Source organism: Pseudoxanthomonas sp. PXM01, from assembly GCF_014851815.1.
GTDB lineage: Bacteria > Pseudomonadota > Gammaproteobacteria > Xanthomonadales > Xanthomonadaceae > Pseudoxanthomonas_A.
Genome location: NZ_JACVAJ010000002.1, coordinates 909241 through 933918, shown reverse-complemented (window position 1 = coordinate 933918; position 24678 = coordinate 909241). Strand labels below are relative to the sequence as shown.

Here is a 24678-nt window from a genome sequence, read left to right as displayed (position 1 = left end):
CTGGGTCAGCTCGCCGGCAGCGTAAGTCGCGCGACCGTCCGTCCGGACAGGGTGTCGATGCGCACGGCGATGCCGTGTCGTTCGCAGAGGCGCCGCACGATGGCCAGGCCCAGGCCAGATCCGCCGCTGTCACCGCCTTTCACGAACGGCGCGAAGTCGCGTTCCTGCACGTCGCCGCCGGGATTGCTGACGCGAAGCGCGCCACCGTCCATGTCGACCACGATGCGGCCCTCGCGGGTGTGCGCGAAGGCGTTGCCGACCAGGTTGGACAGCAGGATGTTCAGTACCGCCACCGGCAGCGCGGTGAAGACACCGCTGCCGACATCGACCTGCACCTCGACCGGCTTGTGTTCCAGCAACGGCGACTGCTCGACGATCACGCGTTCGAGCACCGGCAGTACGGGTATCGCAAGCGCCGCCTCGGTCGAGGTCTGCTCCCGCGCCAGCGACAGCAGCAGGACGACCGTCTGCTCCAGTTGACGTGCCGACTGCGCGATGTGGTCGAGGTGGCGCCGTGCGCCGTCCGACAGGCCGGGTTCCGTGCCCAGCCGCTCGGTCGCGGTGCGGATCACGGTCAGCGGTGTGCGCAGTTCGTGGCTGGCATCGCGGGTGAACTCGCGTTCGCGCTCGACGAACTCCCCGACGCGCGCGATCAGGTCGTCGAGCCGGCGCGCGACCACGCCCACTTCATCGTCCGCGAAGCCGGCGGCGAAACCGGGCGGGAGCCGTTCCGGCGTCGCGTCGGCGACAGCATCCGCCAGCCGCGATAGCGGGGCGGTGGTGCGCCGCGCCAGCCAACCGCCCAGCAGCAGCGCGAGCGCGACCATGGCGACACCCGACCACATGAGCAGCTGCAGGATCTGCCCGCGCATGGGCCGGACGACGAGCAGCGCGCTGACTTCGGCGACCAGCCACGCAGGCGCCTCGTCCGCATTGCGCGGCTGCAGCAATCGCAGGTGGTAATGGCGGCCTTCGCTGCCGGCGAACTCGCGCCGTCGCGGCTCCTCGTGCAGCACGCCGGCGATGCCGTCAGGCAGGTCCGAAGCCGTCGGCACGATCGACATGAAGCCGTCGCGGGGCGTCGTCCAGCGCTGGTGTTCGTCGTGATACGCCTGCTGCGCCGCGACTTCGCGGTCCAGCATCGTCTCGAACAGCTGGTCTTCCACCGTGTAGACGAACAGCAGGACGTACAGGGCGAACAGCACGGTGACCAGCCCGGTGAAGCCGGCGAACGCCAGCATCAGGCGATTACGCAGGCGTCGGCGCGGAAGTGTGGAAAGCGGCGTCATGCATCGGCCTCCAGCCGGAAGCCGACACCATGCACCGTCTTCAGCATGGACGTGGCGAACGGCTTGTCCAATGCCTGCCGCAGCAGGTACAGGTGCGTGCGCAGCGGGTCGGACTCCGGCGGCGCGTCGCCCCACAGCTGCTGGATCAGCTCGCTACGCGTCAGCGTGCGCGGCCAGGCCTCGGCCAGCGCCAGCAGGATCTGGTAGCTGGTGGCGTGCAGGTCGAGATCGCGACCGTCCCGCTGCGCACGGGCATGGCGGCGATCGACCTGCAGCGTGCCGATCCGCAGCACGTGCGTCTGACCGGCGCGATGGCGTTGCGAGAGCGCGATGCAGCGGGCCAGCAGTTCCGCGCCGGCGAACGGCTTGACCAGGTAATCGTCGGCACCCGCGCGAAAACCCTGCAGCTTGTCGTCCAGCGTGTCGCGTGCGGTCAGCATCAGCACAGGCACGTGCCGGTCGGCCTCCGCACGCAGGCGTTCGCACAGGCGCAGGCCGTCCAGGCCAGGAAGGCCGAGGTCGAGGACCAGCACGTCCGGCGGCGAGTCCAGCGCCATCTGCAGTCCGCTCAGGCCGTCGCCGGCGAAGTCGACGTCGATGCCTTCCGCCGCCAGCAGCCCTTCGAGCTGCGCACGCAGCAGCGGGTTGTCCTCGATCACCAGAAGGCGCAGGCGAGAAGCCGTCATCGTTCAACCGTCGATGCGTTGCAGGAGGGCCTTAGCTTCTGCCATGTCGGGCGTGGCCGCCAGCACGCGCTGCACCAATACCTTCGCCTGATCCCGTTCGCCGAGCCGCAGGTGCGCTTCCGCTGCGCCGAGTTTCAGTTGCGGCGCTGCCATGTAAGGCATCGCCAGCTGCATCAGCTGCAGGGCATGCCGCACATCGTCGTCGCCGGTCGCCGCCTGCGCCTGGTAGTAGCCCAGCAGGCCGAGCAGGTCGACGTGGTAGCGCGCCGTGTCCGTGGCGAGCGCATGCGCAACCTGCTGCACATGACCGTCGCGTGCCTGCGCCGCCAGCCCCATCGTCAGTTCGTCGCGCCATGGCGTGCGCGCGACCGGCGTGCGTCCCGTGGCGCGGACGATGGCGTCGGCCACGCCGGGCGTGGAATACGGGTTCTGACCGGTGACCAGGCGTCCATCGACGACCACCTTCGACATCATCAGCGGCGCTTCCTGCCAGTGCGCGCCGTGTCCGCGCAGCTTGTCTTCAAGCAGCCACGGGAATTCCTTCGCCCAGCGCTTGCCGAACAGGGCTTCCTCTTCGTTGGTGAAACCGGTCGTCGCCTTGCCCTGAACGAGTGGCGTGCCGTCGCGCAGGCGCACGTCCGCGAGTGCGGCGGGACCGTGGCAGACCGCACCGATCACGGCGCCATGGTCGTACGCGTCGGCGAGCAGTGTCCGCAGCGCCTGATCGCGAGGCAGGTCGAACATCGCGCCCTTGCCGCCGACCACGTAGATGGCGGCGTAGTCGGTGGCGGCGACGTCCGCGGTCTTCCGCGTGTCGGCCAGCATGCGCATCGCGTCTTCATCGGCGAGCAGGGCGGCATTGAACGGCTCCTGCGCGTTGTACTTGTCGGCCTCCACCGCACCGCCCTGCGGGCTGGCGACGTCGACGGCGAAGCCGTTCGCCTTGAAGATCAGCCACGCCTGCGAGAGTTCGTCGAACTCGTAGCCGGGACGCGTCTTGCCCTGGTCGCGGCCTTCGCCGCTGACGACGATCAGGATCCGGCCGGTCCCATCGGCGTGGAGCGGCGCGGTGACGGCGAGCAGCAGGCTGGCCAGCAGGATGCGTGCAAGGAAGGACATGGCGACAGGTCTCCGGTGAATGGACACCAGTGTCCCGTCGCGGCGTCAACCAAGTTTCAAACGGCGCGGTTCACCAGCCGGTCTGGGGGCCGAACACGTAGCGCTTCAGCGCCTTGCCGAAGCTGCGCCCGTCGGTGACGGTCTCCGCGTGCAAGCCGGCCTCGCGCGCACCCTGCACGTTGGTGAAAAGGTCGTCGACGAACAAGGTGCTCGCGGCGTCCCAACCCAGCAGGTCGAGCGCATGGGTGAAGGTCGATGGCAGGGGCTTGCGTCGCTGCAGGCCGCCGCTGGTCAGCACGCGGCCCTCGATGCGGGCGGCCACCGGCGTGACGATGCGCGGGATCGCCTGCGTCATCAGCGCGCCGTTGTTGGTCAGTACACCCATCGTCACGTCCGCGTGCATGGCGGCGATCCGGCTCAGCACGTCGTCGATGGCGGTGCTGCCGGCCATGCGCGAGGCGATCCACGTCTCTTCGTCGATCGCCGCATCGATGGCGTCGCCCAGCCGGCGCAGGTAGGTCGTGGTATCGATGGCGCCGCTGTCGTATTCGGATTCCAAGCCGGATGCGAACAGGACGCTGCGCACATGCTCGTGCTCGCAGCCGGCATGCGCCGCGAGATGCGCGATGCGCACCTCGTGGCGGTAGTGGGCCAGGACGCCGTCGAAATCGAACAGCACCTGGTGGATCCGCGGCTTCATCCGGCCGCGACCGCCTTGAAGGACTCCCGCGCGGCGGCGATCGTCGCCTCGATCACGTCCGGCGTGTGCGCGCTGGACATGAAGCCGGCTTCGAACGCGGACGGCGCCAGGTACACGCCGCGCTCAAGCATGGCGTGGAAGAAGCGGTTGAAGGCGGCGGTGTCGCAGGCCACGGCCTGGGCGTAGGTATCGACCTGCTGGTCGGTGAAGAACAGGCCGAACATCGCGCCGACGCGCGTGGTGGTCAGCGGCACGCCGGCCTCGTGGGCGGCGGCCTCCATGCCTTCGCACAGTGCGGTCGTGGCGGCGGCGAGCCCGTCGTGGAAACCCGGCGCCTGGATCAACTCCAGCATCGCCAGGCCGGCGGCCATCGCCACCGGATTGCCGCTCAGCGTGCCGGCCTGGTAGATCGGGCCGGCCGGCGCGATCTGCTGCATCAGTTCGCGGCGACCGCCGTACGCGCCCACCGGCATGCCGCCGCCGATGATCTTGCCGAAGGTGGTCAGGTCCGGCGTGATGCCGTAGTGCGCCTGCGCGCCGCCGAGGGCGACGCGGAAGCCGGTCATCACCTCATCGAAGATCAGCAGCGCGCCGTGCTGCGTGCAAAGGGTGCGCAGGTGCTGCAGGTAGCCTTCGCGCGGCGGCAGGCAGTTGGCGTTGCCGACGACGGGCTCGATGATCAGGCAGGCGATCTCGCTGCCGTACTGCTCGAACAGCGCGGTCGCGCCATCGAAGTCGTTGTAGCTCAGCGTCAGCGTCAGTTCGCTGAGGCCTGCGGGCACACCGGGCGAGGTCGGCACGCCCAGCGTCAGCATGCCGCTGCCGGCCTTCACCAGGAACGAGTCGCCGTGACCGTGGTAGCAGCCTTCGAACTTGACGATGCGGTTGCGGCCGGTCGCGCCGCGCGCCAGGCGGATCGCCGACAGTGTGGCCTCGGTACCGGAGTTGACCATGCGCACCATCTCGCACGACGGCACCAGGCGCGTGATCGTTTCCGCCATCGTCACTTCAGCCGGGCAGGGCGCGCCGTACGACAGGCCGTTCTGGATAGCGGCCTGTACGGCGTCGCGCACGGCCGGATGGTTGTGGCCGACGATCATCGGGCCCCACGAGCCGACATAGTCGATGTAGCGGTTGCCATCGACGTCGTGCAGGTAGGCGCCATCGGCACGCTGTACGAAGAACGGTTCACCGCCCACCGACTTGAACGCGCGCACCGGCGAGTTGACGCCGCCGGGCAGCAGCTGCTGGGCGCGGGCGAAGAGGGCGTGGGACTGGTCGTGGTTCATGGGAGGGTCCAGAAGAAGGGAAATCGTCCTGTGGGAGCGACGCAAGTCGCGATGAACCACCATCGGCCCATCATCGCGACTGACGTCGCTCCCACAACATGGGGGGTCAGCGGCCTTCGAAGCCCTGCCGGTAGGCGATCGACGCCACCACCGGATCGGGGGCTTCGAACACGCCGCCGATCACGGCGACCAGGTCGGCGCCGGCGACCACCAGCGGGCCCATATTGTCCGGCGTTACGCCGCCTATCGCCACCCGCGGGACGCCCAGTGCCGCGGCGCCGGTCAGCAATGCCGGTGTGGCGCGTCGCGTGGTGATCTTGCTGGTCGTGGGGAAGAAGGCGCCGAAGGCCACATAGCTGGCACCGGCCGCGACGGCGCGCTCGGCGAGGATCGCATCGTCGTAGCACGAGGCGCCGACGATGGCGTGTGCGCCGAGGCGTGCGCGCACGGCGGCGATATCGCCATCGTCCTCGCCCAGATGCACGCCGGCGGCGCCGACGGCCTCGGCGAGCGCGACATCGTCGTTGATGATCAGCGGCACGCCGGCCTGCGCGCACAAGGCCTGCAGGGCCGTTGCCTGCGCGTGGCGGCGCGCGCGGTCCGCATCCTTCTGCCGGTACTGCAGCCACGTCGCCTGCGGCAGCACGGCCGCCACGCGCGCCAGCAGGTGCGCGGTATCGGGCTCTTCCGGCGTGATCAGGTACAGCCCGCGGGCAACGCGGACGGACGGCGGCAGGGGGCTCATCGGCGAACTTCCGGTACGTGGGCGGCGATGGGACAATGGCCGCTCCCCACAGCCGGCATTATCCGATGACCGACGCCACCGACACCATGTTCCGCACCTGGATGTGCGTGGTCTGCGGTTTCATCTACGACGAGGCCGATGGCTTGCCGGAAGAGGGCATCGCGCCGGGCACGCGCTGGGAGGACATCCCGGCCGATTGGACCTGCCCCGATTGCGGGGTGGGCAAGGATGATTTCGAGATGGTGGAGCTTGACTGAGGCTGTCAACGTCCTTCGAAGACGTTCTCTACCACCTGCATGATCTCGGCCGCGACCTGGGCCTGCGGTTCGCTGCGCTGGTCCGGGTTCGACCACGCATAAGCGCGATAACCTTCGGCGTTCGCCACCTCCACCACCATCGAAGTGCCGTCCGTCACGAGGCTTTCGGTGGGCATCGCCGACTCGTCAGGCAGCGTTTCGATGCCCAGCTGCCGGAGTCGGGCATGGATCGCGCCCCAGTCGGTAGGCGTCGACAACGGCGCATCGCAGACGACCATACCCATGTCGCGGCGCGGCGCATCGCATTGCCTCAGCAAGGCCGCGACGTACTCGTCGTCGTCATCGTCGTCGAAATGGATCAGGGCGCTGCCTTTCACATGCCCGCCCGGGCTGGTCGAAAGGATCAGGACTTGCTGATCGATCCGCAGGCCGAAGCCTATCCAGACCCGAATCTCCGTAGCGCCAGGGGCGAGTTCGGCATCCTCGAGCCGCGACAGCCCCGCTACCGTGGCAGGCTCGCGGGTGAAACGCAGCAGGAAGGGCTGCTTGGCGACCGTTCCGGAGTCTGGTGCAGCGGCGTCGGAGGGTGAGGCCGACGGCGATGGGGCAGGTCCACAGGCACTCAACGGCATCGCGAGGAGCGCCAGTGCGATCCACGCGGCGCGCATCAATGCATCCGCGACGTACGCACCGCGTTGAGTTCCACCAGATGTTCGCGCAGATCGGGCGCGTCCTTGGCCTCCGGCGACAGGTGCAGATAGCGGGCCAGGTCGCGCTGCGCGCCGGCTTTGTAGTCCATCTTCAGATAGGCCAGGCCGCGGTCGCGTAGCGCTTCAGGCTGGTCGGGCGTCAGTTTGAGTACGCGGTCGGCGCTGCGCGCGGCGCGGTCCCATTCCTCGCGCTCGGCGTAGACGCCATGCAGGTTGCGCAGCGTGCGCACCAGGATCGCGCGCGGCGAGGCGGGATTGAGGATATGCAGCAGCGCGGCATCGTCCGGCATGTCGCCGCCGAGATGCGGCTTGGCGCGTTCGCGCAGTTCGTCCACGCCCAGCGGACGGCCGCCATTGAACGGATCCATCACCAGCAGGCCGTCATCGACCGGTAGGCGCACCAGGAAATGGCCGGGGAACGATACGCCATCGAGCGGCACGCCGAGCCGGTGCGCGACTTCCATCTGCACCATCGCCAGCGACACGGGATTGCCCAGCCGGCGCTCGAACACCTGGTTGAGGTAGCTGTTGCGCGGGTCGTAGTACTCGTCGTGGTTGCCGGTGTAACCGAGTTCGTCGAACAGGTAGCGGTTGATGGCGGCCATCTTCAGCGGCCACGGCTCGATCGTAGAGATCTCATGGCGCAGGTGTTCCGCGTGGCTCTGCACCAGCGTGTCGTACAGGTCGGCGTCGAGATCGGGGTACTCGTCGCGCGCGATCAGCAGCGCGGTTTCCAGCAGCGGCACGGTGTCATCCGCCTGGCTGGCCAACGCATTCCATTCCGGCAATGTCAGTCGATCCCCCATGGCCACAGACTGCGGCCAATCGCCCCCACAATCAAGCCTCAGCGGACGGGCGGGATGCCCTTGCCGAAGCCCAGCTCGGCGCCGTCCTGCAGCTTCAACCGTTCGGCCTCGCCCGCGTTGAGCTCCAGCACATAGCGGGCCGGCTTGTCGCTGGGGTAGGACGGGCAGCTGTTGCCGCCGGAGCAGGGCGGTACGTTGCGCTGCTGGGTGACCAGTTTGCGGTCGTTGTCGAAGTACAGGATGTCGAGCGGAATACGGGTGTTCTTCATCCAGTACGCCTGCGGCTGCTCGGCCTCATGGATGAAGAGCATGCCGGTGCCGGTCGCCAGCTCATCGCGGAACATCAGCCCGCGCGCCCGCTCGGCGTCGTCGTCGGCGATCTCGACCTTGAATCGCTCGCCGCCCACTTCGACCCAGGGGCCACCGTTGGCGCAGGCACTGAGGAGGAGCAGGGTCGAGGCGAATGGCAGGCGCGCGGTGGGACGCATGGGGTGTTCCTTGCTTCGAGGTGCGTCCAGTTTAGCGCCAAGCGGGAACACGCCGGATGATGATCGGCACGCGACGCGCCGGGCGGCCCGGGTTACGCCAGTTGGGCGTCTATGTCCTGCCATTGGCGGTTGCGTACCATCACGAACCGGCATGCACCTTCACTGAGTTCCGCCCACAGGGCACCGATGTCGCGGTCGTCCTGTGCATCCGTCCAGCCTTGTGCGCCCTTGTACTCGACGACGAGGATCGTGCCGTCGTTCCGTACGCAGACGAAGTCCGGGTAGAACCGGCCGCTGGCTTTCTGCAGGAAGAACGAACCGCCGCCGCGGTTGACCAGGTTACGCACCCAGTACCGGATCCGTCCCGCCTGCGCCAGCATGTCCAACTGCACGGCGCATTCGAATTCTTCCTTGCTGTCGAAGTCGCCGATGCGCCCGTGGAAGTGCTTGCGGAAGTCCCAGTGGCCGTACTCACTCCTGCGCGGGTCGTAGTCACGGCTGGGTGCATAGCCCTGCGGATCGAACTCGAACAGGAAGTCGCCGCCCACCATCACCCGGGTCTCGCGACCTTCACCGAACAGGACGTCCTGGTAAGCACGATTCACCGCTTCGCGGCGCAGGCGTCGGATGTTTTCGTCCAGCAGCTTGCGCAGCGTGAACTTCAAATGGTTGGCGCGCGCCAGCGTGAAGCCCTCGGTGTCCAGCAGCGCACGCAACCAGGCGGAGACGAAGGCCTGCTTGCTGGCATGGGTCAACGAACGTTCCAGCAGGTTGCGACACCGCCATGCGGCAAGCCGGGTTTCGTCCCAATGCTCGGGGGTGTAGCTCAGGCCCAGGTCGCGACGGAGCGCATGGACGCCCGGGACCGAATCGCTGTATCGCAAGCTCTCCGACCCGCACCGCAAGGCGGTTCGCGACCTCATCCAGGCGCTTGCCGTGGACGCAGGCCAGACGTGACGGGCCGTGGAGGGCTTGCGGTAGCCGCCGGAAGCGCGCATGCTGCGTTGCAATTGCAACGCAAAGAGTTGGTGATGAAAACATCCACCTTTCCCTCGCTTCGTGTTGACCCTGCTCTCCGCAAGGCGGCGGAAGACGTACTGCGAGAGGGAGAGTCGCTGTCTGGCTTCGTCGAGCAGTCGATCCGTGCCCAGATCGACCTCCGCCAACAACAGGAAGCCTTCGTTGCGCGAGGGCTTCTATCCCGCGACGCCGCGCGGCGAACCGGTGTCTATTACGCCGCCGCAGACGTCGTCGGTGAACTTCGGACCGCCATGCGCCACGCCAAAGCGGACACAAAAGGAAGGCGCTGATGTTCCAGGTACGCTTCACGGAAGAAGCGCGCGAAGATCTGGTGCGGCTGTACACGTTCGTGCTACAGCAGGAGCAGGACAGTCCCGGAATCGCCGACTCTTCGTTGCGGGCCATCGAGCATGGCCTGGTGCTTCTGGAAACCTCGCCTTTTGCCTGCAGGCCAGCGGTCGGCAACCCTTTCATGCGAGAACTGGTGATCGGTTTTGGTGCGACCGGATACGTCGCGCTGTTCGAGGTGGAGGACGCCGCCACGGTGACCGTGCTGGCGCTGCGGCACCAGCGTGAGCAGGACTATCGCTGAGTGGGCCGCTCTGCGGCCAGCCGCGCAGCGATGCGCTCCGCTACCTGCCGGTTGTCGCGGTAGTACGCTGCGTTGTCGGCGAGGGACTGCCAGCGTTGCTGGTCTTCCACATGGTGGCGCAACTGGTGGATGGCGTCGCGCATCAGGCGACGCGCGCTGACGCGCTCCGCGCCCTGTGCGAGCTGCAGCAGGTCCAGCAACAGCAGGATCCCGTCGTGGTTGCGCTCGGCCTGGTGTCGTGCGGCGAGGAACAGGCGATCCAGGCAGCTCTCCGTCAACCGGGCGAGCCCGGGATCCGCCAGGCTGTGGCCTGGATCGACCTGGAGCAGGTGCAGCGCATCATCGAGAGGCATGACGCGATGTGCGTTGTCCCGCATCTCGCGGGCGTCGGTGAGCAGGGGCGCGTCGTGCGCAGTCGTCTGGTCGAGGTGCATCGACAATCTCCTTCTGTCGGCGGGAATCCGGCGCGAACCGGTGTCACAGCACCAGGCTTGGGCGTGCCGTGGCGCGGGTCGACTCTATTAACCCAATAAGTTCCAGTCAATTAACTTAAATGGTGAATATGTGTGAGTTGTCGTCGCTAACGTTGTCGACATGGGCAACGAGCATGAAAAATTCTCGCACCGACTCGCGCAAGCCATGCAGCAGGCAGGCTACGAGCCACGCCCTTCCGTCCTGTTCCGCTTGTTCAATGCCCACTACCGCGGCCGTTCGGTGAGCGTCCAGACCACGTCACGCTGGCTCAGCGGGCAGGCGATCCCGGCGCAGGACAAACTGCAGGTGATCGCGGACCTGCTTGGCGTGGAGCCGCACGCACTGCGCTTTGGCGCCTCGGCACGCTCGCGGGTGGCTGAGTCGCGCGCGGTGTGGCCTGTCGGCGTCGGCAGCCGGGAGCGCAACGTGATCGATAGCTACCTCCAGCTGCCTCCCAAGAAGCGGGACCTGGTCGGCGAGCTGGTCAAGGCGCTGTCGGATAACGGCTGACGAACTCGCGAATCCCGCATCGTCGTCAATCGCCGGCGACGAAGTACTGGAATTTCCATTGCCCCGCGCCCTCGTCGATGATCGAGAAGCGATAGTCGATCGGGCTGCGCACCAGGTGAGTGGCGATGAAGCCCTCCCGCCCCGATGCCAGCCGTACGCGCATCCAGTCTCCCGGTTCCGCGCCGTCATCCACCCGGGTCACGACGGCATGACTGATGCGCGCGAGAACGGGGGATTGGCCATCCGGCCGCTCCCGTAACGCGACGTCGCGTCCCAACACGACCTGCGCATCGAACACGTCGATGTCGGCGGCATGCGGCAGGCAGAACACATAGGGGGCGCAGTAGGCGTCGCGTCCCTCTTCTTCTTGCGCAACGCCAGGAAGGGCGAGGATGGCCTCGAGCTCCTGCCACAGCCGCTGCGTCGCAGCGGGATCGCTTGCCCAGAGCGCATCGAAGCCGCCCGGCCCGGTGTCGCCACCGAAACTCAGGGTGGTGTCGTCGCGCACATGTGCGCGCAAGGCCCGCAGGTCGCGCGCGGAGACGATGCGCTGCAGGTCGGCACGTATCGCCTGCAGCGCGGGCGGCAATGTCTCCGCCGGCGGCACGAGCACGGGATTGTCCGTGGCGACCGCCGTGCCGACTGCCATCAGGGCGATGGCGAGGAAAGCGCGGGGAGCGATCACGGGCAGCGACCGGTCAGCGCAACACGATCGGTGGTTCGCCACCGATGATGACGATGTCCGCAGGGCGCCGGGCGAACAGACCCACGCTGACCACGCCGGGAATCTGGTTGATCTCGCGCTCCATCGCCATCGGGTCGGTGATCGACAGGTTGTGGATGTCCAGCACCACATTGCCGTTGTCCGTCGTCACGCCATCGCGCCACACCGGCTGTCCGCCGGTCAGCGCCAGGATCTCGCGCGCTACCAGGCTGCGCGCCATCGGGATGACTTCCACCGGCAGCGGGAACCTGCCGAGCACCGGCACCTGCTTGCTCGGGTCGACGATGCAGACGAACTGCTTGCTGGCTTCGGCGATGATCTTCTCGCGCGTCAGCGCCGCGCCACCGCCCTTGATCAGGCGCTTGTGCGGGTCGCACTCGTCGGCGCCGTCCACGTACAGCGACAGCGTGCCGGTGTGGTTGAGGTCGAGCACTTCGATGCCGTGCTGCTTCAGTCGCGCGGTGCTCTGCTCGGAGCTGGACACGGCGCCCTTGATGCGGTCCTTGATGCCGGCCAGGGCATCGATGAAATAGGCCACGGTGGAGCCGGTACCGACGCCGACGATCATGCCGTCCTCGACGAACTCGATGGCCTTCTCGCCGGCCAGGCGCTTTGCTTCGCTCATGGGGATCGCTGTATCAGGAAAGGAAAGGAGGGGCTATTCCAGCGCCAGCAGGAACTTCCATTGCGCCGCGGTGACCGGCAGCACGGACAGGCGGTTGCCGCGCTGGATCAGCGCGAAGCCCTCGCCCAGGTCGTCCGCGTGCTGCTTGATCTCGTCCAGCGTGATGGTGCGCTTGAGCTTGCGTTCGAACGTCACGTCCACCAGCGACCAGCGCGGTTCTTCGCGCGTGCTTTTGGGGTCGTAGTAGTCGGACTTCGGATTGAACTGGGTGTCGTCCGGATACGCGGTCGCCGACACGGTGGCGGTGCCGACGATGCCCGGCTCCTTGCAGTTGGAGTGGTAGAACAGTACGCCGTCGCCGACCTGCATGGCGCGCATGAAGTTGCGTGCCTGGTAGTTGCGCACGCCGTTCCACGGCTCGGTGCCGACCTTCTTCAGGTTGTCGATGGAGAAGGCGTCCGGTTCGGACTTCATCAGCCAGTAGTGCTTGCGGGCGGTCATTGCGGGGCGTCTACCAGGGAAGGTGAAGGAAGCAGGGTGTCGCGTTCGGTGCAGATCGCGTCCAGCGGCACATCCCAGGGCTGTGCGCCGAGTGCCTCGATGCGCTGCGCCTCGAAGCCTACGCCGACCAGCCAGGGGGGCGCGGGGCGCTGCAGACGCGGCGCCAGCGTGCGGTCATACCAGCCGCCCCCCATGCCGAGGCGGTGCCCGGCGGGATCGAAGCCCACCAGCGGCACCACGATCAGGGCCATGTCGGCGGCGGGCAGGCCAGAGCGTGGATCCACATCCGGCTCCGGGATGCCGTAACGGTTGGTCACCAGTGCGTCGCCCGGCCGCCAGGGCGCGAAGCGCAGCGTCTCGTCGTCCGACAGCACCGGCAGGCAATAGACGAGGCCCTTCGGCAAGCGCAGCTGCCAGCTGTGCAGGCCGATCTCGCCATCCATCGCCCAGTAGCCGGCGACATAGCCGGCGTCAGGAAAAAACGGCAGTGCGAACAGGCGTGCGGCCAGGGCATCGGCGCCGGCGATGCGCTCTGCGGCGGGCAGGGCGCGACGACGTGCACGCAGGTCGCGCCGCAGCGCATCGCGCTCGACGGTCATGGAGAACAGGGAGAAGGGAAAGGCATGCGCGAATTTTACGGCATGCGCACCGACGTTGCCGGTGTGGGACCGCGGGAGCGGCGTCAGTCACGGCCCTGTGCGTCGGATCCCTAGTGCAATCGGCTTCGTTTCGAAGTCATCCCGCTCAAGGGCGGGTGCAACAGGACCGGCCGGGTCGCGGCTGATGCCGCTGCCGCGGGAAAAATACGTCCTCCGCCATGCACGATGTTCGCGAAACGACCTTGAACCCGGGGTTCAAGTGGGAAGGTTGGGCAACCATCGGGCTTTCCGCTGCGAGGCAGACCTGCACTCCCGGTTACGTCACCATCCCGTGGTCGTCATTAAGGGACAAGGCGAATGTTTGCGCTCACTGTCGAGTACAGCAGAGGACGCAGGGCCAGTATAGCGAGTGAGGATTTTTTGCCTAGCCCGTTCGTCGGCGGATTCAGTGCGCAGTCGGCGAAGTGCGAAGGCCGTTACGGTGCGCCGAGTGCGGCATCGAGTTTGCGGTGCAGATCCTGCAGCGTGCGCTCGACCTCGCGGTTGCGCGCGTGCTGCTCATCGCGCAGCTGCTGCAATTCGTGTGCCAGATTGAGCGCAGCCAGTACGGCGACGCGATCGACGGCGGCCATGCGGTTGCTGCCGCGCACTTCACGCATGCGGCTGTCGAGCAGTTTGGCGGCGGCCATCAGGCTGGAGCGTTCGTCGGGTGCTACGCCGACGGTGTATTCGCGGTCCAGGATGTGGACGCTGACCGGTTCGTTGGCACTCACGTGTGCTGCTCCAGCGACTTGAGGCGGCTGATCATCGCTTCCACCCGTGAACGCGCCTGCTCGTTCTTGGCCAGCAACTGCGAGCGCTCACCGACCAGCTGCTCCTGCTGCTGGCGCAGGCTGCGGTTCTCGTCCGTCAGGCGCTGGCAACGGTCGGCCAGGTCCTGGATGCGCGTGCTGAGCGCGCGGAGCTGGTCGAGGAGGTCGGCGGTGTCCATGGTGCCCACGATAGGCAGGTGGTTGGCGGCCGGTCAAGGGCGGCCGGGGGCATTCAGGACGCGACGCGCATGCCCGAACCGGGGTAGTAGTCGCGGATGAAACGCAGGCACTGGTCGGCGCCCAGCGCCTGCGAGACCCAGTGGCCCTGCACCTCGTCGCACCCGTGGTTGCGCAGGAACTCGTACTGGTCCCAGGTCTCGACGCCTTCGGCCACCACCTTCAACGCCAGCGACTGGCCCATCGTGATGATGGTGCTGGTGATCGCCTCGTCGTCGGTATCGTGGGTCAGGTCGCTGATGAACTCGCGGTCGATCTTCAGCGTGGTCAGCGGCAGGCGCTTCAGATAGGCCAGCGACGAGTAGCCGGTGCCGAAATCGTCGATCGCCAGCGAGATGCCCAATCGCCGGCACGCCCTCAGGGTGTCGGCGTTCTGCTCGGGACTCGCCATCACCACGCTTTCGGTCAGTTCCAGCTCCAGCCGGTTGGCCGGCACGCCGGTTTCCTGCAGCGTGCGTGCGACCACGTTCTGCAGGTCGCCGCGCTGCAACTGGGTGGCCGACACGTTCACCGCCACGCTCAGTTCTTCCAGGCCGGCGTCGTGCCACTCGCGCATGGTCATGCAGGCGTGGCGCAGTGCCCAGGCGCCCAGTTCGAGGATCATTCCGGACTCTTCGGCCAGCGGGATGAACTGCGCCGGCGAGACGGAACCGAACTCCTTGCTGTCCCAGCGCAGGAGCGCTTCCACGCCGGTGATCCGCTGGCGCGAGATCGACAGGCGTGGCTGGAACACCAGCGACAGCTCGTTGCGGTCGATCGCGCGGCGCAGCGCGCTGGCGAGGATGGCGCGATGGCGGTTCTTCTCGTCCATCGACTCCGAATACACCTGGTAGGTGTGCCGGCCCATCGCCTTGGCCTGGTACATGGCGGTGTCGGCGTGCTTCAGCAGTTCGGTCGGCACCTGCGCGTGTTCGGGATACAGGCTGATGCCGATCGACGGCGAGACCGCCAGTTCCAGCCGCTCGCCGAAGTTCAGCGGGGCGCGGAAGGCCTGGATGATGCGCTGGGCCACATCCTCGGCATCAGGCATGCCGTTGATGTCCTCCAGTACTACCGTGAATTCGTCGCCGCTGAGGCGCGCCACGGTGTGCTGCGTGCCCACCGTCTGCTGCACGCGTGCGGCGGCCGAGCGCAGGATACGGTCGCCGGTGGCATGGCCGAGCGAGTCGTTGATGTCCTTGAAGCGGTCCAGATCGATGAACAGCACCGCGACGTGCCCATGCTCGCGCCGCGCACGTACGATGGCGCGCGAGAGGCGTTCGGACAGCAGCGAGCGGTTGGGCAGGCTGGTCAGGGTGTCGTAGTTGGCCAGGTAGCGCAGTTCCTGCTCGGCGCGCTTCTGCTCGGTGATGTCGGTGAGCACCTGCACGTACAACGGGCGTTCGCCGCTGGCATCCGGCACCACGTTGGTCTCGATGCGGCAGAGGATCTCCTCGCCGTCCTTGCGCACTTTCCAGATCTCGCCGGACCACCGCCCGGTCAGGCGCAGTTCGCGGTTCATGCGCTCGAAGAACGCATCCTCGTGCTGGTCACTGTCCAGCATGGTCATCGGCTGGCCGATGATTTCCTCTTCGGCATAGCCGGTGATGCGCGTGAAGGCCGGGTTGATGGTGATGAACTGGTGTGCCCAGTCCAGCACCGCGACGGCTTCGTTCATGCTGCGCATCACCTCGCCGGCGATGCGGTGCTCGTACTCGGCGTTGCGGCTGGCGGTGATGTCGCGCGCGGTGCCGGCGATGCGGATCGGCTGGCCTTCCGCGTCGCGCTCGACCACGCGGCCGCGGGCGCGTACCCAGACCCAGGTGCCGTTGCCGAGCATGTCCATGCGGTGTTCGGACATGAAGAGCGGCGCCTTGCCCTGCAGGTGCAGGCGCAGCCGCTCCTGTACCAGCGGCATGTCTTCCTCGTGGATGGTCGGCACTTCACCCTGCCGGGTAAGTACGGTGATGTCGGCGGTCTGCACCGCGGTTTCGTCCGCGCGCATCCGGTAGAGCCGGCGCTGCACCAGGTCGTAGTCCCAGAACTGTTCGCCGGAGGCCCAGAGCGCCAGTTTCAGGCGTTCGTCGCGGTTGCGCAGGGATTCGCTGCGCAGCGGTTCGGGCGGTGCCTGGCGGCTTTCCAGCCAGGCCTGCCACCAGCGCCGCGTGCCGATCACGATCACCCCCAGCAGCACCACACCCGCGAGTCCCATGGCCAGCCGGGACGACAGCGGGGACGCCGTTGCCAGGATTGCAGCGACAGAAGAGGCGTGCATGGAGGGAGGACGGGCGCCCGGAGCGGAGGCAATACGCGAGTGTAGGCATGCGTACACATGCACAACAAGGAGGGGAACGGCTTTTCGTTGCTACACTTGCAAGGTTGTCCGAAACTCCTGACGGATTGCGTTCTTCTATGCCCGACCTTCCCGATATCGCCGACGTGGCGGCCGCTTCCCGCCAGCTGGGCCTGGCCATGGACGCCTCGGAACTGCATGGTGCGCTGTGCGGCTGGCTGGCCGGCGGCGGCACCGCCGACGACACCTGGCTGGCCCGTGCGCTGGCCGACGACCAACTCCCTGCCCCTGCGGCAGGCAGTGCGCTCGATCAGCTGCGCCAGTGCGCTGTCGCCCAGTTGGAGGACCGCAGTTTCTCCTTCGACCTGTTGTTGCCGACGGCGGACCGCCCGCTGGACGAGCGTGCCGAAGCGTTGTTCGGCTGGTGTCAGGGCTTCCTCGGCGCGTTCGGCCTGGCCGCGGGCGCTTCGCCGCCGTTGTCCGAGGAAGGACAGGAGGCGTTGCAGGACCTGGCACGACTGGCCCAGGCCTCGGCCGAGAGCAGCGACGACGAGGAAGACGAAGACGCCTTGGCCGAACTGGAAGAGTTCGTCCGCGTCGCGGTCCTGCTGCTGCATGGCGATTGCGTGCTCGGGCCCCGGCACCGCCGGAGCCTGAACTGATGAAGGCTGTCGCCGGCATCGGCGCGGCGGAGTTCGCCCGCCGCCGCAAGCAGCTGATGCGGCTGGCCGGCAACGACGCGATCCTAGTGCTCCCCGCCGCCGCCGAGCGCGTGCGCAGCCACGACACGCACTACCCGTACCGGCAGGATTCGGACTTCTGGTACCTCAGCGGCTTTCCCGAGCCGGAGGCGGTGCTGGTGCTGGTGCCGGGCCGCAAGCACGGCGAGACCATCCTGTTCTGCCGCGAGCGCGACCCCGAGCGCGAGGGTTGGGACGGTCCGCGCGCCGGCCAGGACGGCGCGGTCAACGACTACGGCATGGACGATGCCTATCCCATCGACGATCTCGACGAGATCCTGCCTGGCCTGCTGGAAGGGCGTTCGCGCGTCTACTACCACTTCGGTCGCGATGCCGACTTCGACCTCAAGCTGATCGGCTGGGTGCGCCATGTGCGGGCGCACGTGAAGCAGGGCGCGCAGCCACCGCACGAGTTCCTCGAACTGGGCCACCTGCTGCACGACCTGCGGCTGTTCAAGTCGAAGGACGAGATCAAGCTGATGCAGCGCGCCGCCGACATCAGCGTCGAGGCACACCGTGCCGCGATGCGTGCCGCGCGCCCCGGCATCCGCGAATACGAACTGCAGGCCGACCTCGAACGCGTGTTCCGTGCCAACGATGCCTGGCCGGCCTACAACAGCATCGTCGGCGCCGGCCGCAACGCCTGCGTGTTGCATTACCGCGCCAATACCGCGCAGGCGCGCGATGGCGAACTGGTGTTGATCGACGCCGGTGCCGAGTACCGCGGTTATGCGGCAGACATCACCCGAACGTTCCCGGTCAACGGCCGCTTCACGCCCGCGCAGCGCGCACTGCACGACCTCGTCGGCGAGGCGCAGAAAGCCGCGCTGGTCTGCGCGCGCATCGGCGTGCCGTACGAAGCCGGTCATGTGGCCGCGGTCGAGACGCTGACCGAGGGCCTGCTGAAACTCGGTCTGCTGAAGGGCAAGCTGGAAAAGAACCTCGCCGAAGGCACCTACCGCCGCTTCTACCGCCACAAGACCGGTCATTGGTTGGGCCTGGACGTGCACGACGTGGGCGACTACCGCATCGATGGCCAATCGCGCCTGCTGGAAGCCGGCATGGTGTTCACCATCGAGCCCGGCCTCTACGTCGGGCACGACGATGAAACGGTGGACGCGAAGTGGCGCGGCATCGGCATCCGCACCGAGGACGACGTGCTGGTCACCGCCGGCGAACCGGTCGTGCTGACCGACGCGCTGGCGCGCAGCGCAGACGAGATCGAAGCCGCGATGGCGAAGTGACGCGGCGAGGAAGTTTTCCTCGCTTCCGGACCTCCGGATCACGCTGCTGCACCCGGTTGGTTCGTCGTCACCCGATGGCACCTCGCGGCCGAACCGCAGGTCCTTGGCAGCAAGGATGTTTTCTTCGACACCTCCAACCAGAAAGGCGCGATGCCAAGGCGGATGGCCTTGTCGCCGACCCCGGGAGGTTCGCAATCAAACAACCATTCCTCGTCGGCTCACGGAAATACCTTGCGATGCGAGGAAAGTTTCCTTGTCATCTCACTTCAGTGCACCGCGCCCGCACCTTTCTGGTTCGCTGCCGGGTCTTTGCAGGTTGCGGGTGAAGCTGCGAACCCCGGCCTGCCGGATCGACGAGGAGCCGTGGGGCTTCGACGGATGACGATGTTGGCTTTTTGCTTCGCTCACCCGCCTGATGCCGCAACGACGGTCTACGCGATCTCCACGCGCACGTCGTGGATCCACAGTTGACGCCATCGTGCGACTTTCTCGGCCGGCGCCAGCGCCTGGGGTGACGCGGCGACGGCCGGCGCAAAGGCGTCGCGTGCGTCCAGGCATCCCGCGTTGACGGCGGCATGGCGTTGCTCGCCTTCTTCGAACACCACGGCCACCAGCACGCCGCAGTCGCTGCAGAGCAGGAACTGTGCGGCTTCCGATCCCTGGCGGTAGCGGCGGAGAACATCCGGACGAAGCACGTGGACGACCAGTTGTCCCGCAGGGTCCGATATCCACGCGGCGCCATGCGCGCGGCAGAAGCTGCAATCGCAGGCGCGCGGTGCCGTGTCGGCGGGGACGAGGGACGTGGCGAAGTCCACGGTGATCGCGCCGCAGTGACAGCCGCCGTGCAGTCGCGATGATGTCGCCGCCATGGCGAGGTCAGCCTTCTTGCGAACGCCAGGTGGCCGGCGTTTCGTTGGTGGCGACGTCCGCGCGTGCCCGTGCGGCTTCCAGTGGACGGATCTCAAGCGTCAGACCGAACGCGAGGCAGGGATTCTGCGCGGCGATCTGTGCGGCGTGATCGAGCGAGTCGGCGACGATGAACCAGTAGCCGCCGACCAGTTCCTTCGCCTCGGCGAACGGACCGTCCGTAATGCCACTGCGTGATACCTGACGGCCGCGATTCTCCAACCGGCTGCCTGGCTTCAGCACACCGTCGGCCAAACCCTTCTCGTACCAGACGTAGAAGCGGTCGATGGCATCCTGCACGTCCTCTTTCGAGGCGGATTCTTCCCACCGGCCGCGGGAGATGAGGAGGTAGTCGGAGGACGACATCGTGAGGAATCTCCGGGGTGACGGTCAGGGTGGGCTCGATATTGCGACGGCAGCATCAGGCCTGGGGTCGCCAAGCGCCGTATGTGGACAACATGTGCGCTTCGAACTCGGGTGGACCGGAGACCTCCCAGAAAGTCGAGTCGAAGGCGCTGAGTTTGATCACCTTCTGGCCGCTCGATAACCCGATGAATTCACCGTCGATGGTTTGGTGGATGCCGCGATACAGATCGCGGAAAGCGTGATCGGTCAGAACCAGACCAGAGGCGCTGCGCTCTTCGATCTCCAGTGCGTTCTCGCCAGTACACCAGAGGACTTTGATATCCCAGCTGTCGACACTGAAAAACCTGTCGATATCCGCCAGGAAGCGAGCCATATCGAACAGCGCTTGATCATCGCCGTGTTGTCGGATCGTCACCATGACGCGTGCTCAAGCGCGACCTGCAACAGCAGGCTCCACAGACCAAGCACGGCGAGGAAGTTCACGGTGAACACCAAGCCACGCAGGCGCACGTTCGTCGTGAATACCTGGATGCCACTGTGCAATACGCGGCCACCGACGAAGACCCAGGCCAGCACCATGGCCGTCGTGCCGGTGCCTAGCACCATCAGCAGCATGCAAGCGACGTGGAAGAACAGCGGCCACTCGAACTGGTTGGACAGGTTGGCGCTGATGCGCGGTTCTACCGTCGCCCACGGGTTGCTGCCGTCCGCGCGACGGCCGATGCCCCAGATGGCGGGCGCACGCGCGATGGTCAGTAGCACGTAGAGCAACGCCGCGAGCGCGACATGCGCCGTCATCGGCAACAGCAGGGCGGTATCCAGGGGCGCGATGGGGGACGTCATGGCAGCGGCCCGTTCGCCACGTAAGCCGCACCGAGCGCCGCGAATAGGCCGAGCAGGAGGACGAAGCCGTAGCGCAGGCGGAACGGGATCGCTGGCTTGCCGTAGCGTCGCTCGGCCTCCCGTCGATCCAGCCGCCAGCCGTGGTTGCATTCCGGACAAGCCAATTGATAGCGCCTGCCGTAGACGAACCCGAACAGCAGGTCGAACTCGCCGTACTTGTAGGCGAGCTGCGGCTGGAAGTCGCGCTCCTGGTCGCAGCGCGGGCAATGCTGCGGCTCGGGTTCGCCCACCGGTACCACGCGTTCGCCCTGGCCGATCATGAACATCATGCGTGCAGTCCCATGCCTGATCCGTGGCGGCAGTGTGGCGCCGCGTCATCCCTCATGCGAGTGCCGCGTTCGTCCGCGGGCGCGGTGCAAGAAGCCGGATCGGGCGTATGCCGTGCCGCTGTTCCGCCGATTGGGCGATCTCCACCAGTTCGGCAAGCTGCAGCCGGTAGATATGCAGGAACGCATCTTCCAGCGGCGAGGTGACATGGATGAACTGGAGGTTGTCGCTGCCAGCGCTGGAAAGCCGGCCGCAGCGCCGCCGGAGATGTTGGCCCACCGGTTCGCCGTCTGGAAGTGTGATGGCGTCCAGAGTGGTAAGGAGCGTCCCGAGCTGTTCGCGATAGCGGTCGGCGAGTCGACCGACATGGTGACGCAGCACCGGGTCGTCTGCCCGCATGCCGCCATGCAGCCGCAGGCAGACTTGTCCCTCGTCGAGCACGCGTTGCAGGCGCGGCCATGCGTCATGCAGGTGTTGCAGTAGCCCTAGGCGTGCCTTGGCGTCATCCCGCGACGGGCCATCGAGCGACGCGGCCGCGTGTTGCAAGCGGCGCGCGAACACCGCCAGGATGCGCGAAGCCAGCGTGCAGTCCTGCGTGTCGCCCGATTGGCAGGCAGCGTGCTCTTCCCGCAGCCGGGCCCCGTCGGGTGGCGATCCGTCCGGCATGGCGAAGTCGACCTGCAGGTCGATCAGCGCGACCCACAGTGCCAAGTAGGCGGCCTTCTCGCGTCGCCTGTCGAGGCGCTGCCAGAGGCCGCTGGCGTCCGGTCCCCGTCGACGCAGCTCATCCACACAGCCTTGCCAGTCGAAGGCAGACACCGGCAGGTGCGTTCCCGCCGATGGATCCAGCAGCGGCACGTTGCCGATCATGCCGTTGGTGTAGCGATCCCACGATTGCGCCAGTGCCTCCGGGAGACGGTCAACGCCGAGCAGTTGCGCACCGTCCACGAGGTTGCGCGGATCGAACTCCAGTCCCATGGCCAGGTAGAAGTGCTCCGTCACGCGTCGACTCAACGCTGGGAAGTCGGCGAAAAGCGCAGCGGCTGGGCGCTCGTCGCGGAACAGCCCCGCTGCTGAGAGCGCCTGCGCGCTTGCGATGCGCGCTTGGTCGGCGGGATGCGAATCCCAGTAGCGCGTCTCGTCGTCAGCATCGAGCTGCAGCGTGACAGCGCGCCACTCTTCTTCGCCCCACTGCGCCAGTCGCAGGCTCACCGCCGCAGGCAGGTCGCCAACCAGCTTGCCCTCCCGCCACACCTTGCGGTTGAGATGATCGACCTCATGCAGCGACCGTGCGAGGGCACGCAGCCGCAGTGCAGTGTCGGCAAATCCGTCGCTGCCCGCCAAGAGGGCCTCGTAGCGGTCGGCATCGAACTCCATTTCCTGCGAGAGCCGCTGGCTCATGCGGAAGCTGAGGTGGAACAGGCCGCGCATCAGCAGGCGCGTCAACCACAGGCACCACAGGGTGAAGGCGCAGATCAGCTGTACCCAACCACCATTGCCTTCGTCTTCGGTCCAGCGGCGCAGGCGGTCGTCCCACGCATCGGGATGGTAGGCGCGCGATTCGAGCCAGCGGTTGACCCCGTGGATGAGTTCGGCGGCGCGCATGCCGCCACGTTGTGCGAAGTGCCCGAACTCATGGGCCAGTACGCCGACCAGCTGGCGTGCGCTCATGCCGGCAACCAGTGGCAGGCCGATGGTCAGCGTCTTCTGCCCGCCCAGCAGCCCTGCGAACCCAGGACTGAACTGCACCCAGGCATTTGCCTGGTGGCTGAGACGGATCTCGCTCGGTGGCCGGATGCCGATGGCGCGACTGAGCGCATGGACCGCAGCGGTGAACTGCGCGTCGTCCTGCGGCGACAGCACCACGGCGTCGGGCTCCGGCGTGCGGGGCGCGAACAGGGGTTTGAGCAGGAACAGGATCATCACGCCGATCGTGAATCCCGGCGTGATCCAGGCCAGCAGCACCAGCAGGTTGAAGTGCCCGCGGGGTGCCCAGTCGGCGTAGTAGTGATAGCCCAGCGATGCCAGGCCGATCACCAGCCCCAGATACAGTACGGGCATCAGGCACGAGAGCAGCGCGACCAGCCACAGCGCGACGGTGTACAGCGGCTTGATGGCGGGGTTCGGAATCGAGCCAGGGGGCAGCGCCTGCAGGAGATGGGCCGGCGAGTCGTCTGGCGATGAAGAGGCGGCAACGGTTGACGCGGACGCAGCAGGCGGCATCGACTCGACTTCCATGGCAAGTGAGAACGGCAGGACGGATACGCCATGTCCGGTGTGCGCTCCCCGCGCTCCGGACACCCCTGCCGCTCCTGCAGGCGGCACCGCCGGAGCATATCAGTCCATCAGCGCGAGCAGTCGATGGATCTGCGTTGCGACGCCACGTGCTGGTCGATCACTCGGACTGCGGTCATCCGGCTTCCGCGAACGCCGGCCGCGTCAGGTTGTCGGCATCGCCGTCGGTGCACAGCACTTCGTCTTCGATGCGGATGCCGCCGTACGGGCGGAACGCATCGACGCGCGCCCAGTCGATGCTGGCGGCGTGGCCGTTCTTCTTCACTTCGTCCAGCAGCATGTCGATGAAGTACAGGCCGGGTTCGATGGTGACGACCATGCCCGGCTCCAGCACGCGGGTCATGCGCAGGTAGGGATGGCCGGCGGGGCGCTCGATGCGGCCGCCGCGGTCGCTGGCGGCGAAGCCGGCCACGTCGTGCACCTGCAGGCCGATCGGATGGCCCAGGCCGTGCGGGAAGAACGCCGCGCTGACGCCGGTGGCGACCGCCGCTTCCGGCGACACCGTGATCACGCCGAAGTCCTTCAGGATGCCCATCAGGGTGTGGTGCGCGTCCACGTGCAGCTGCTTGTAGTCCACGTTGGCGCGCACGCCGGCGCACATGCGCTGCTGTGCGGCGTCGACCGCGTCGATCAGTGCCTGGAACTCGCTGCCGGTGTCGTAGGCGTAGGTGCGGGTGATGTCGCTGGCGTAGCCATGGAAGCTGGCGCCGGCATCGATCAGGAAGCTGCGCAGCGGATCGGGCGCGACGCGCTGCAGTTCCATGTAGTGCAGGATCGCCGCGTGCTCGTTGAGGCCGATGATGTTGCCGTAGGGCAGCTCGTTGGCGTCCTGGCCGACCGCGGTGCAGTAGGCCATGTGGATGCCGAACTCGCTGTGGCCCGCGCGGAACGCGGCTTCGGCGGCGCGGTGGCCGCGCACGGCCAGGCGCTGCGCCTGCCGCATCAGGGCGATTTCATACGGCGTCTTGTACGAGCGCTGGTACTCCAGGTACTGGATCACCGGTTCGGGATTGTTCGGTGTGTAGTCGCCCAGCGCGCTCTGCGGTTCGCCGAGGATCGCGCTGCGCGCGGCAGGCGGCAGCAGGGCGGCGGCTTCGTCGGGCTGGCGGATGATGTGGACATCGACGTGGTCCACCCACCAGCCGCTGGGGGCATCCGGCACGACATGCCAGTAGTCGAACGGCTGGTAGAAGATCACCTTCGGCCGCTGTCCGGGCGTGTACACCAGCCAGCTGTAGGGCAGGCGCGTGAGCGGCAGCCAGGCCTTGAACTGCGGGTTCACCGCGTACGGGTAGTCGCGGTCGTCGAAGACCTGCCAGTGCTGCGTGCCGCTGGGGACGACCAGATGGTCGAAGCCGCCGCGTGCGAGCGCTTCGTCCGCACGCCGCTTCATCGTCGCCAGGTGGTCGGCGTACAGCGGGACGAGGTCGGTATCGAAGGAGGCAGGTGCGTTCATGGCGGCGGCTCGTGCGGGAGAACCGCCATTTTGCCGCAATCGTCAC

General features: G+C 67.1%; 31 protein-coding genes and 1 other RNA gene. 6 read left to right on the top strand and 26 right to left on the bottom strand.

Translation table 11 applies throughout. The features are described 5' to 3' along the window. Nucleotides 1–5: 5 nt before the first annotated feature. The 6 genes from IB230_RS13800 to thiE all read right to left on the bottom strand — a co-directional run bounded on the left by IB230_RS13800 (nt 6) and on the right by thiE (nt 5828). Complete coding sequence (locus IB230_RS13800) at nt 6–1289, bottom strand: HAMP domain-containing sensor histidine kinase (RefSeq protein ID WP_192273154.1); 1284 nt, start codon at nt 1287–1289, stop codon at nt 6–8. After that, nucleotides 1286–1975, bottom strand: coding sequence for a response regulator transcription factor (locus tag IB230_RS13795; protein WP_192273152.1), 690 nt, complete (start codon nt 1973–1975; stop codon nt 1286–1288). Before IB230_RS13795 ends, IB230_RS13800 begins: the two co-directional genes overlap by 4 nt. A gap of 3 nt (nt 1976–1978) precedes the next feature. Continuing rightward, on the bottom strand, nt 1979–3094 hold the full coding sequence (locus tag IB230_RS13790; protein WP_192273150.1) for a type 1 glutamine amidotransferase domain-containing protein: 1116 nt from the start codon (nt 3092–3094) through the stop codon (nt 1979–1981). A gap of 70 nt (nt 3095–3164) precedes the next feature. Continuing rightward, on the bottom strand, nt 3165–3794 hold the full coding sequence (locus IB230_RS13785) for an HAD-IA family hydrolase (RefSeq protein WP_192273148.1): 630 nt from the start codon (nt 3792–3794) through the stop codon (nt 3165–3167). Next, entirely contained in the window at nt 3791–5083 is a 1293-nt protein-coding gene (gene hemL / locus IB230_RS13780; protein ID WP_192273146.1) for a glutamate-1-semialdehyde 2,1-aminomutase, read from the bottom strand. Before hemL ends, IB230_RS13785 begins: the two co-directional genes overlap by 4 nt. A 106-nt stretch (nt 5084–5189) precedes the next feature. Further along, nucleotides 5190–5828, bottom strand: a complete 639-nt coding sequence (gene thiE / locus IB230_RS13775) for a thiamine phosphate synthase (RefSeq protein WP_192273144.1) — start codon at nt 5826–5828, stop codon at nt 5190–5192. Between the two features lie 35 nt (nt 5829–5863). On the opposite strand from thiE, the gene IB230_RS13770 reads away from it, so the two are divergent. Further along, nucleotides 5864–6085, top strand: coding sequence for a rubredoxin (locus IB230_RS13770; RefSeq protein ID WP_192273142.1), 222 nt, complete (start codon nt 5864–5866; stop codon nt 6083–6085). A gap of 5 nt (nt 6086–6090) precedes the next feature. On the opposite strand, the gene IB230_RS13765 is transcribed toward IB230_RS13770, so the two are convergent. The 4 genes from IB230_RS13765 to IB230_RS13750 all read right to left on the bottom strand — a co-directional run bounded on the left by IB230_RS13765 (nt 6091) and on the right by IB230_RS13750 (nt 8973). Then, a complete protein-coding gene (locus tag IB230_RS13765; RefSeq protein WP_192273140.1) occupies nt 6091–6753 on the bottom strand; it encodes a hypothetical protein in 663 nt (220 codons plus the stop codon). Next, a complete protein-coding gene (locus tag IB230_RS13760; RefSeq protein WP_192273138.1) occupies nt 6753–7601 on the bottom strand; it encodes a SirB1 family protein in 849 nt (282 codons plus the stop codon). The genes IB230_RS13765 and IB230_RS13760 overlap by 1 nt, the downstream gene beginning before the upstream one ends. A 38-nt stretch (nt 7602–7639) precedes the next feature. Further along, entirely contained in the window at nt 7640–8089 is a 450-nt protein-coding gene (locus IB230_RS13755) for a DUF192 domain-containing protein (protein ID WP_192273136.1), read from the bottom strand. Nucleotides 8090–8181: 92 nt separating this feature from the next. Further along, nucleotides 8182–8973, bottom strand: coding sequence for a hypothetical protein (locus IB230_RS13750; protein WP_192273134.1), 792 nt, complete (start codon nt 8971–8973; stop codon nt 8182–8184). Between the two features lie 147 nt (nt 8974–9120). Between IB230_RS13750 and IB230_RS13745 the strand changes: the two genes are divergently transcribed. Further along, nucleotides 9121–9399 (top strand): YlcI/YnfO family protein, encoded by a 279-nt coding sequence (locus IB230_RS13745; protein WP_192273132.1) that lies wholly within the window; start codon nt 9121–9123, stop codon nt 9397–9399. Then, nucleotides 9396–9701 (top strand): type II toxin-antitoxin system RelE/ParE family toxin, encoded by a 306-nt coding sequence (locus tag IB230_RS13740; protein WP_192273935.1) that lies wholly within the window; start codon nt 9396–9398, stop codon nt 9699–9701. Before IB230_RS13745 ends, IB230_RS13740 begins: the two co-directional genes overlap by 4 nt. Here the strand turns inward: IB230_RS13740 and IB230_RS13735 are convergent. Further along, complete coding sequence (locus IB230_RS13735; protein WP_192273130.1) at nt 9692–10135, bottom strand: hypothetical protein; 444 nt, start codon at nt 10133–10135, stop codon at nt 9692–9694. The genes IB230_RS13740 and IB230_RS13735 overlap by 10 nt on opposite strands. Before the next feature lie 160 nt (nt 10136–10295). Between IB230_RS13735 and IB230_RS13730 the strand changes: the two genes are divergently transcribed. Further along, the gene (locus tag IB230_RS13730) at nt 10296–10685 is read left to right on the top strand and encodes a transcriptional regulator (RefSeq protein WP_192273128.1); all 390 of its coding nucleotides are present in this window, start codon (nt 10296–10298) and stop codon (nt 10683–10685) included. A gap of 25 nt (nt 10686–10710) precedes the next feature. Here the strand turns inward: IB230_RS13730 and IB230_RS13725 are convergent, their stop codons facing one another. From IB230_RS13725 to IB230_RS13690, 8 genes are all read right to left on the bottom strand, one after another. Then, a complete protein-coding gene (locus IB230_RS13725; protein WP_192273126.1) occupies nt 10711–11298 on the bottom strand; it encodes an SH3 domain-containing protein in 588 nt (195 codons plus the stop codon). A gap of 85 nt (nt 11299–11383) precedes the next feature. Continuing rightward, nucleotides 11384–12034, bottom strand: coding sequence for a ribose-5-phosphate isomerase RpiA (gene rpiA, locus IB230_RS13720; RefSeq protein ID WP_192273125.1), 651 nt, complete (start codon nt 12032–12034; stop codon nt 11384–11386). A 33-nt stretch (nt 12035–12067) separates the two neighbouring features. Then, the gene (locus IB230_RS13715; protein WP_192273123.1) at nt 12068–12535 is read right to left on the bottom strand and encodes an EVE domain-containing protein; all 468 of its coding nucleotides are present in this window, start codon (nt 12533–12535) and stop codon (nt 12068–12070) included. Then, nucleotides 12532–13134, bottom strand: a complete 603-nt coding sequence (locus IB230_RS13710; RefSeq protein ID WP_192273115.1) for a 5-formyltetrahydrofolate cyclo-ligase — start codon at nt 13132–13134, stop codon at nt 12532–12534. The genes IB230_RS13715 and IB230_RS13710 overlap by 4 nt, the downstream gene beginning before the upstream one ends. Nucleotides 13135–13340: 206 nt before the next feature. Next, nucleotides 13341–13526, bottom strand: a non-coding RNA gene (gene ssrS / locus IB230_RS13705) — 6S RNA. An 84-nt stretch (nt 13527–13610) separates the two neighbouring features. Continuing rightward, nucleotides 13611–13907: a cell division protein ZapA gene (locus tag IB230_RS13700; RefSeq protein WP_192273113.1), complete on the bottom strand. Its 297-nt coding sequence runs from the start codon at nt 13905–13907 to the stop codon at nt 13611–13613. After that, nucleotides 13904–14125: a TIGR02449 family protein gene (locus tag IB230_RS13695; RefSeq protein ID WP_192273111.1), complete on the bottom strand. Its 222-nt coding sequence runs from the start codon at nt 14123–14125 to the stop codon at nt 13904–13906. Before IB230_RS13695 ends, IB230_RS13700 begins: the two co-directional genes overlap by 4 nt. A gap of 53 nt (nt 14126–14178) precedes the next feature. Continuing rightward, entirely contained in the window at nt 14179–16374 is a 2196-nt protein-coding gene (locus IB230_RS13690; protein ID WP_192273109.1) for an EAL domain-containing protein, read from the bottom strand. Between the two features lie 200 nt (nt 16375–16574). On the opposite strand from IB230_RS13690, the gene IB230_RS13685 reads away from it, so the two are divergent. Together IB230_RS13685 and IB230_RS13680 are read left to right on the top strand one after the other, a co-directional pair. Further along, complete coding sequence (locus IB230_RS13685; RefSeq protein WP_192273107.1) at nt 16575–17117, top strand: UPF0149 family protein; 543 nt, start codon at nt 16575–16577, stop codon at nt 17115–17117. Continuing rightward, nucleotides 17117–18439: an aminopeptidase P N-terminal domain-containing protein gene (locus tag IB230_RS13680; RefSeq protein ID WP_192273105.1), complete on the top strand. Its 1323-nt coding sequence runs from the start codon at nt 17117–17119 to the stop codon at nt 18437–18439. The genes IB230_RS13685 and IB230_RS13680 overlap by 1 nt, the downstream gene beginning before the upstream one ends. A gap of 431 nt (nt 18440–18870) precedes the next feature. Here IB230_RS13680 and IB230_RS13675 read toward each other — a convergent pair whose 3' ends face one another. The 7 genes from IB230_RS13675 to pepQ all read right to left on the bottom strand — a co-directional run bounded on the left by IB230_RS13675 (nt 18871) and on the right by pepQ (nt 24632). Then, complete coding sequence (locus IB230_RS13675; RefSeq protein WP_192273103.1) at nt 18871–19308, bottom strand: GFA family protein; 438 nt, start codon at nt 19306–19308, stop codon at nt 18871–18873. 7 nt (nt 19309–19315) lie between these two features. Further along, nucleotides 19316–19711, bottom strand: coding sequence for a YciI family protein (locus IB230_RS13670; RefSeq protein WP_192273101.1), 396 nt, complete (start codon nt 19709–19711; stop codon nt 19316–19318). A gap of 55 nt (nt 19712–19766) precedes the next feature. Next, nucleotides 19767–20129 (bottom strand): hypothetical protein, encoded by a 363-nt coding sequence (locus IB230_RS13665; protein WP_192273099.1) that lies wholly within the window; start codon nt 20127–20129, stop codon nt 19767–19769. Further along, a complete protein-coding gene (locus IB230_RS13660; protein ID WP_192273097.1) occupies nt 20123–20554 on the bottom strand; it encodes an MAPEG family protein in 432 nt (143 codons plus the stop codon). Before IB230_RS13660 ends, IB230_RS13665 begins: the two co-directional genes overlap by 7 nt. Next, nucleotides 20551–20883, bottom strand: coding sequence for a hypothetical protein (locus tag IB230_RS13655; RefSeq protein WP_343227322.1), 333 nt, complete (start codon nt 20881–20883; stop codon nt 20551–20553). The genes IB230_RS13660 and IB230_RS13655 overlap by 4 nt, the downstream gene beginning before the upstream one ends. A 52-nt stretch (nt 20884–20935) precedes the next feature. Beyond that, a complete protein-coding gene (locus IB230_RS13650; protein WP_192273095.1) occupies nt 20936–23104 on the bottom strand; it encodes a M48 family metallopeptidase in 2169 nt (722 codons plus the stop codon). A 187-nt stretch (nt 23105–23291) separates the two neighbouring features. Continuing rightward, nucleotides 23292–24632 carry a Xaa-Pro dipeptidase gene (gene pepQ / locus IB230_RS13645; protein ID WP_192273093.1) on the bottom strand — a complete coding sequence of 447 codons (1341 nt, stop codon included), beginning with the start codon at nt 24630–24632 and terminating at the stop codon, nt 23292–23294. Nucleotides 24633–24678 lie beyond the last annotated feature (46 nt).

Coding starts and splice junctions, on each gene's coding strand:
- IB230_RS13670 (WP_192273101.1), bottom strand. CDS start 19,711: ATGTCGTCCTCCGACTACCTCCTCATCTCCCGCGGCCGGTGGGAAGAA.
- IB230_RS13730 (WP_192273128.1), top strand. CDS start 10,296: ATGGGCAACGAGCATGAAAAATTCTCGCACCGACTCGCGCAAGCCATG.
- IB230_RS13765 (WP_192273140.1), bottom strand. CDS start 6,753: ATGCGCGCCGCGTGGATCGCACTGGCGCTCCTCGCGATGCCGTTGAGT.
- IB230_RS13760 (WP_192273138.1), bottom strand. CDS start 7,601: ATGGGGGATCGACTGACATTGCCGGAATGGAATGCGTTGGCCAGCCAG.
- IB230_RS13755 (WP_192273136.1), bottom strand. CDS start 8,089: ATGCGTCCCACCGCGCGCCTGCCATTCGCCTCGACCCTGCTCCTCCTC.
- IB230_RS13695 (WP_192273111.1), bottom strand. CDS start 14,125: ATGGACACCGCCGACCTCCTCGACCAGCTCCGCGCGCTCAGCACGCGC.
- IB230_RS13675 (WP_192273103.1), bottom strand. CDS start 19,308: ATGGCGGCGACATCATCGCGACTGCACGGCGGCTGTCACTGCGGCGCG.
- IB230_RS13710 (WP_192273115.1), bottom strand. CDS start 13,134: ATGACCGTCGAGCGCGATGCGCTGCGGCGCGACCTGCGTGCACGTCGT.
- rpiA (WP_192273125.1), bottom strand. CDS start 12,034: ATGAGCGAAGCAAAGCGCCTGGCCGGCGAGAAGGCCATCGAGTTCGTC.
- IB230_RS13790 (WP_192273150.1), bottom strand. CDS start 3,094: ATGTCCTTCCTTGCACGCATCCTGCTGGCCAGCCTGCTGCTCGCCGTC.
- IB230_RS13655 (WP_343227322.1), bottom strand. CDS start 20,883: ATGATGTTCATGATCGGCCAGGGCGAACGCGTGGTACCGGTGGGCGAA.
- IB230_RS13745 (WP_192273132.1), top strand. CDS start 9,121: ATGAAAACATCCACCTTTCCCTCGCTTCGTGTTGACCCTGCTCTCCGC.
- hemL (WP_192273146.1), bottom strand. CDS start 5,083: ATGAACCACGACCAGTCCCACGCCCTCTTCGCCCGCGCCCAGCAGCTG.
- IB230_RS13660 (WP_192273097.1), bottom strand. CDS start 20,554: ATGACGTCCCCCATCGCGCCCCTGGATACCGCCCTGCTGTTGCCGATG.
- IB230_RS13690 (WP_192273109.1), bottom strand. CDS start 16,374: ATGGGACTCGCGGGTGTGGTGCTGCTGGGGGTGATCGTGATCGGCACG.
- IB230_RS13665 (WP_192273099.1), bottom strand. CDS start 20,129: ATGGTGACGATCCGACAACACGGCGATGATCAAGCGCTGTTCGATATG.
- IB230_RS13770 (WP_192273142.1), top strand. CDS start 5,864: ATGGCCGCTCCCCACAGCCGGCATTATCCGATGACCGACGCCACCGAC.
- IB230_RS13795 (WP_192273152.1), bottom strand. CDS start 1,975: ATGACGGCTTCTCGCCTGCGCCTTCTGGTGATCGAGGACAACCCGCTG.
- IB230_RS13800 (WP_192273154.1), bottom strand. CDS start 1,289: ATGACGCCGCTTTCCACACTTCCGCGCCGACGCCTGCGTAATCGCCTG.
- IB230_RS13680 (WP_192273105.1), top strand. CDS start 17,117: ATGAAGGCTGTCGCCGGCATCGGCGCGGCGGAGTTCGCCCGCCGCCGC.
- IB230_RS13685 (WP_192273107.1), top strand. CDS start 16,575: ATGCCCGACCTTCCCGATATCGCCGACGTGGCGGCCGCTTCCCGCCAG.
- IB230_RS13650 (WP_192273095.1), bottom strand. CDS start 23,104: ATGCCGCCTGCTGCGTCCGCGTCAACCGTTGCCGCCTCTTCATCGCCA.
- IB230_RS13785 (WP_192273148.1), bottom strand. CDS start 3,794: ATGAAGCCGCGGATCCACCAGGTGCTGTTCGATTTCGACGGCGTCCTG.
- thiE (WP_192273144.1), bottom strand. CDS start 5,828: ATGAGCCCCCTGCCGCCGTCCGTCCGCGTTGCCCGCGGGCTGTACCTG.
- pepQ (WP_192273093.1), bottom strand. CDS start 24,632: ATGAACGCACCTGCCTCCTTCGATACCGACCTCGTCCCGCTGTACGCC.
- IB230_RS13735 (WP_192273130.1), bottom strand. CDS start 10,135: ATGCACCTCGACCAGACGACTGCGCACGACGCGCCCCTGCTCACCGAC.
- IB230_RS13715 (WP_192273123.1), bottom strand. CDS start 12,535: ATGACCGCCCGCAAGCACTACTGGCTGATGAAGTCCGAACCGGACGCC.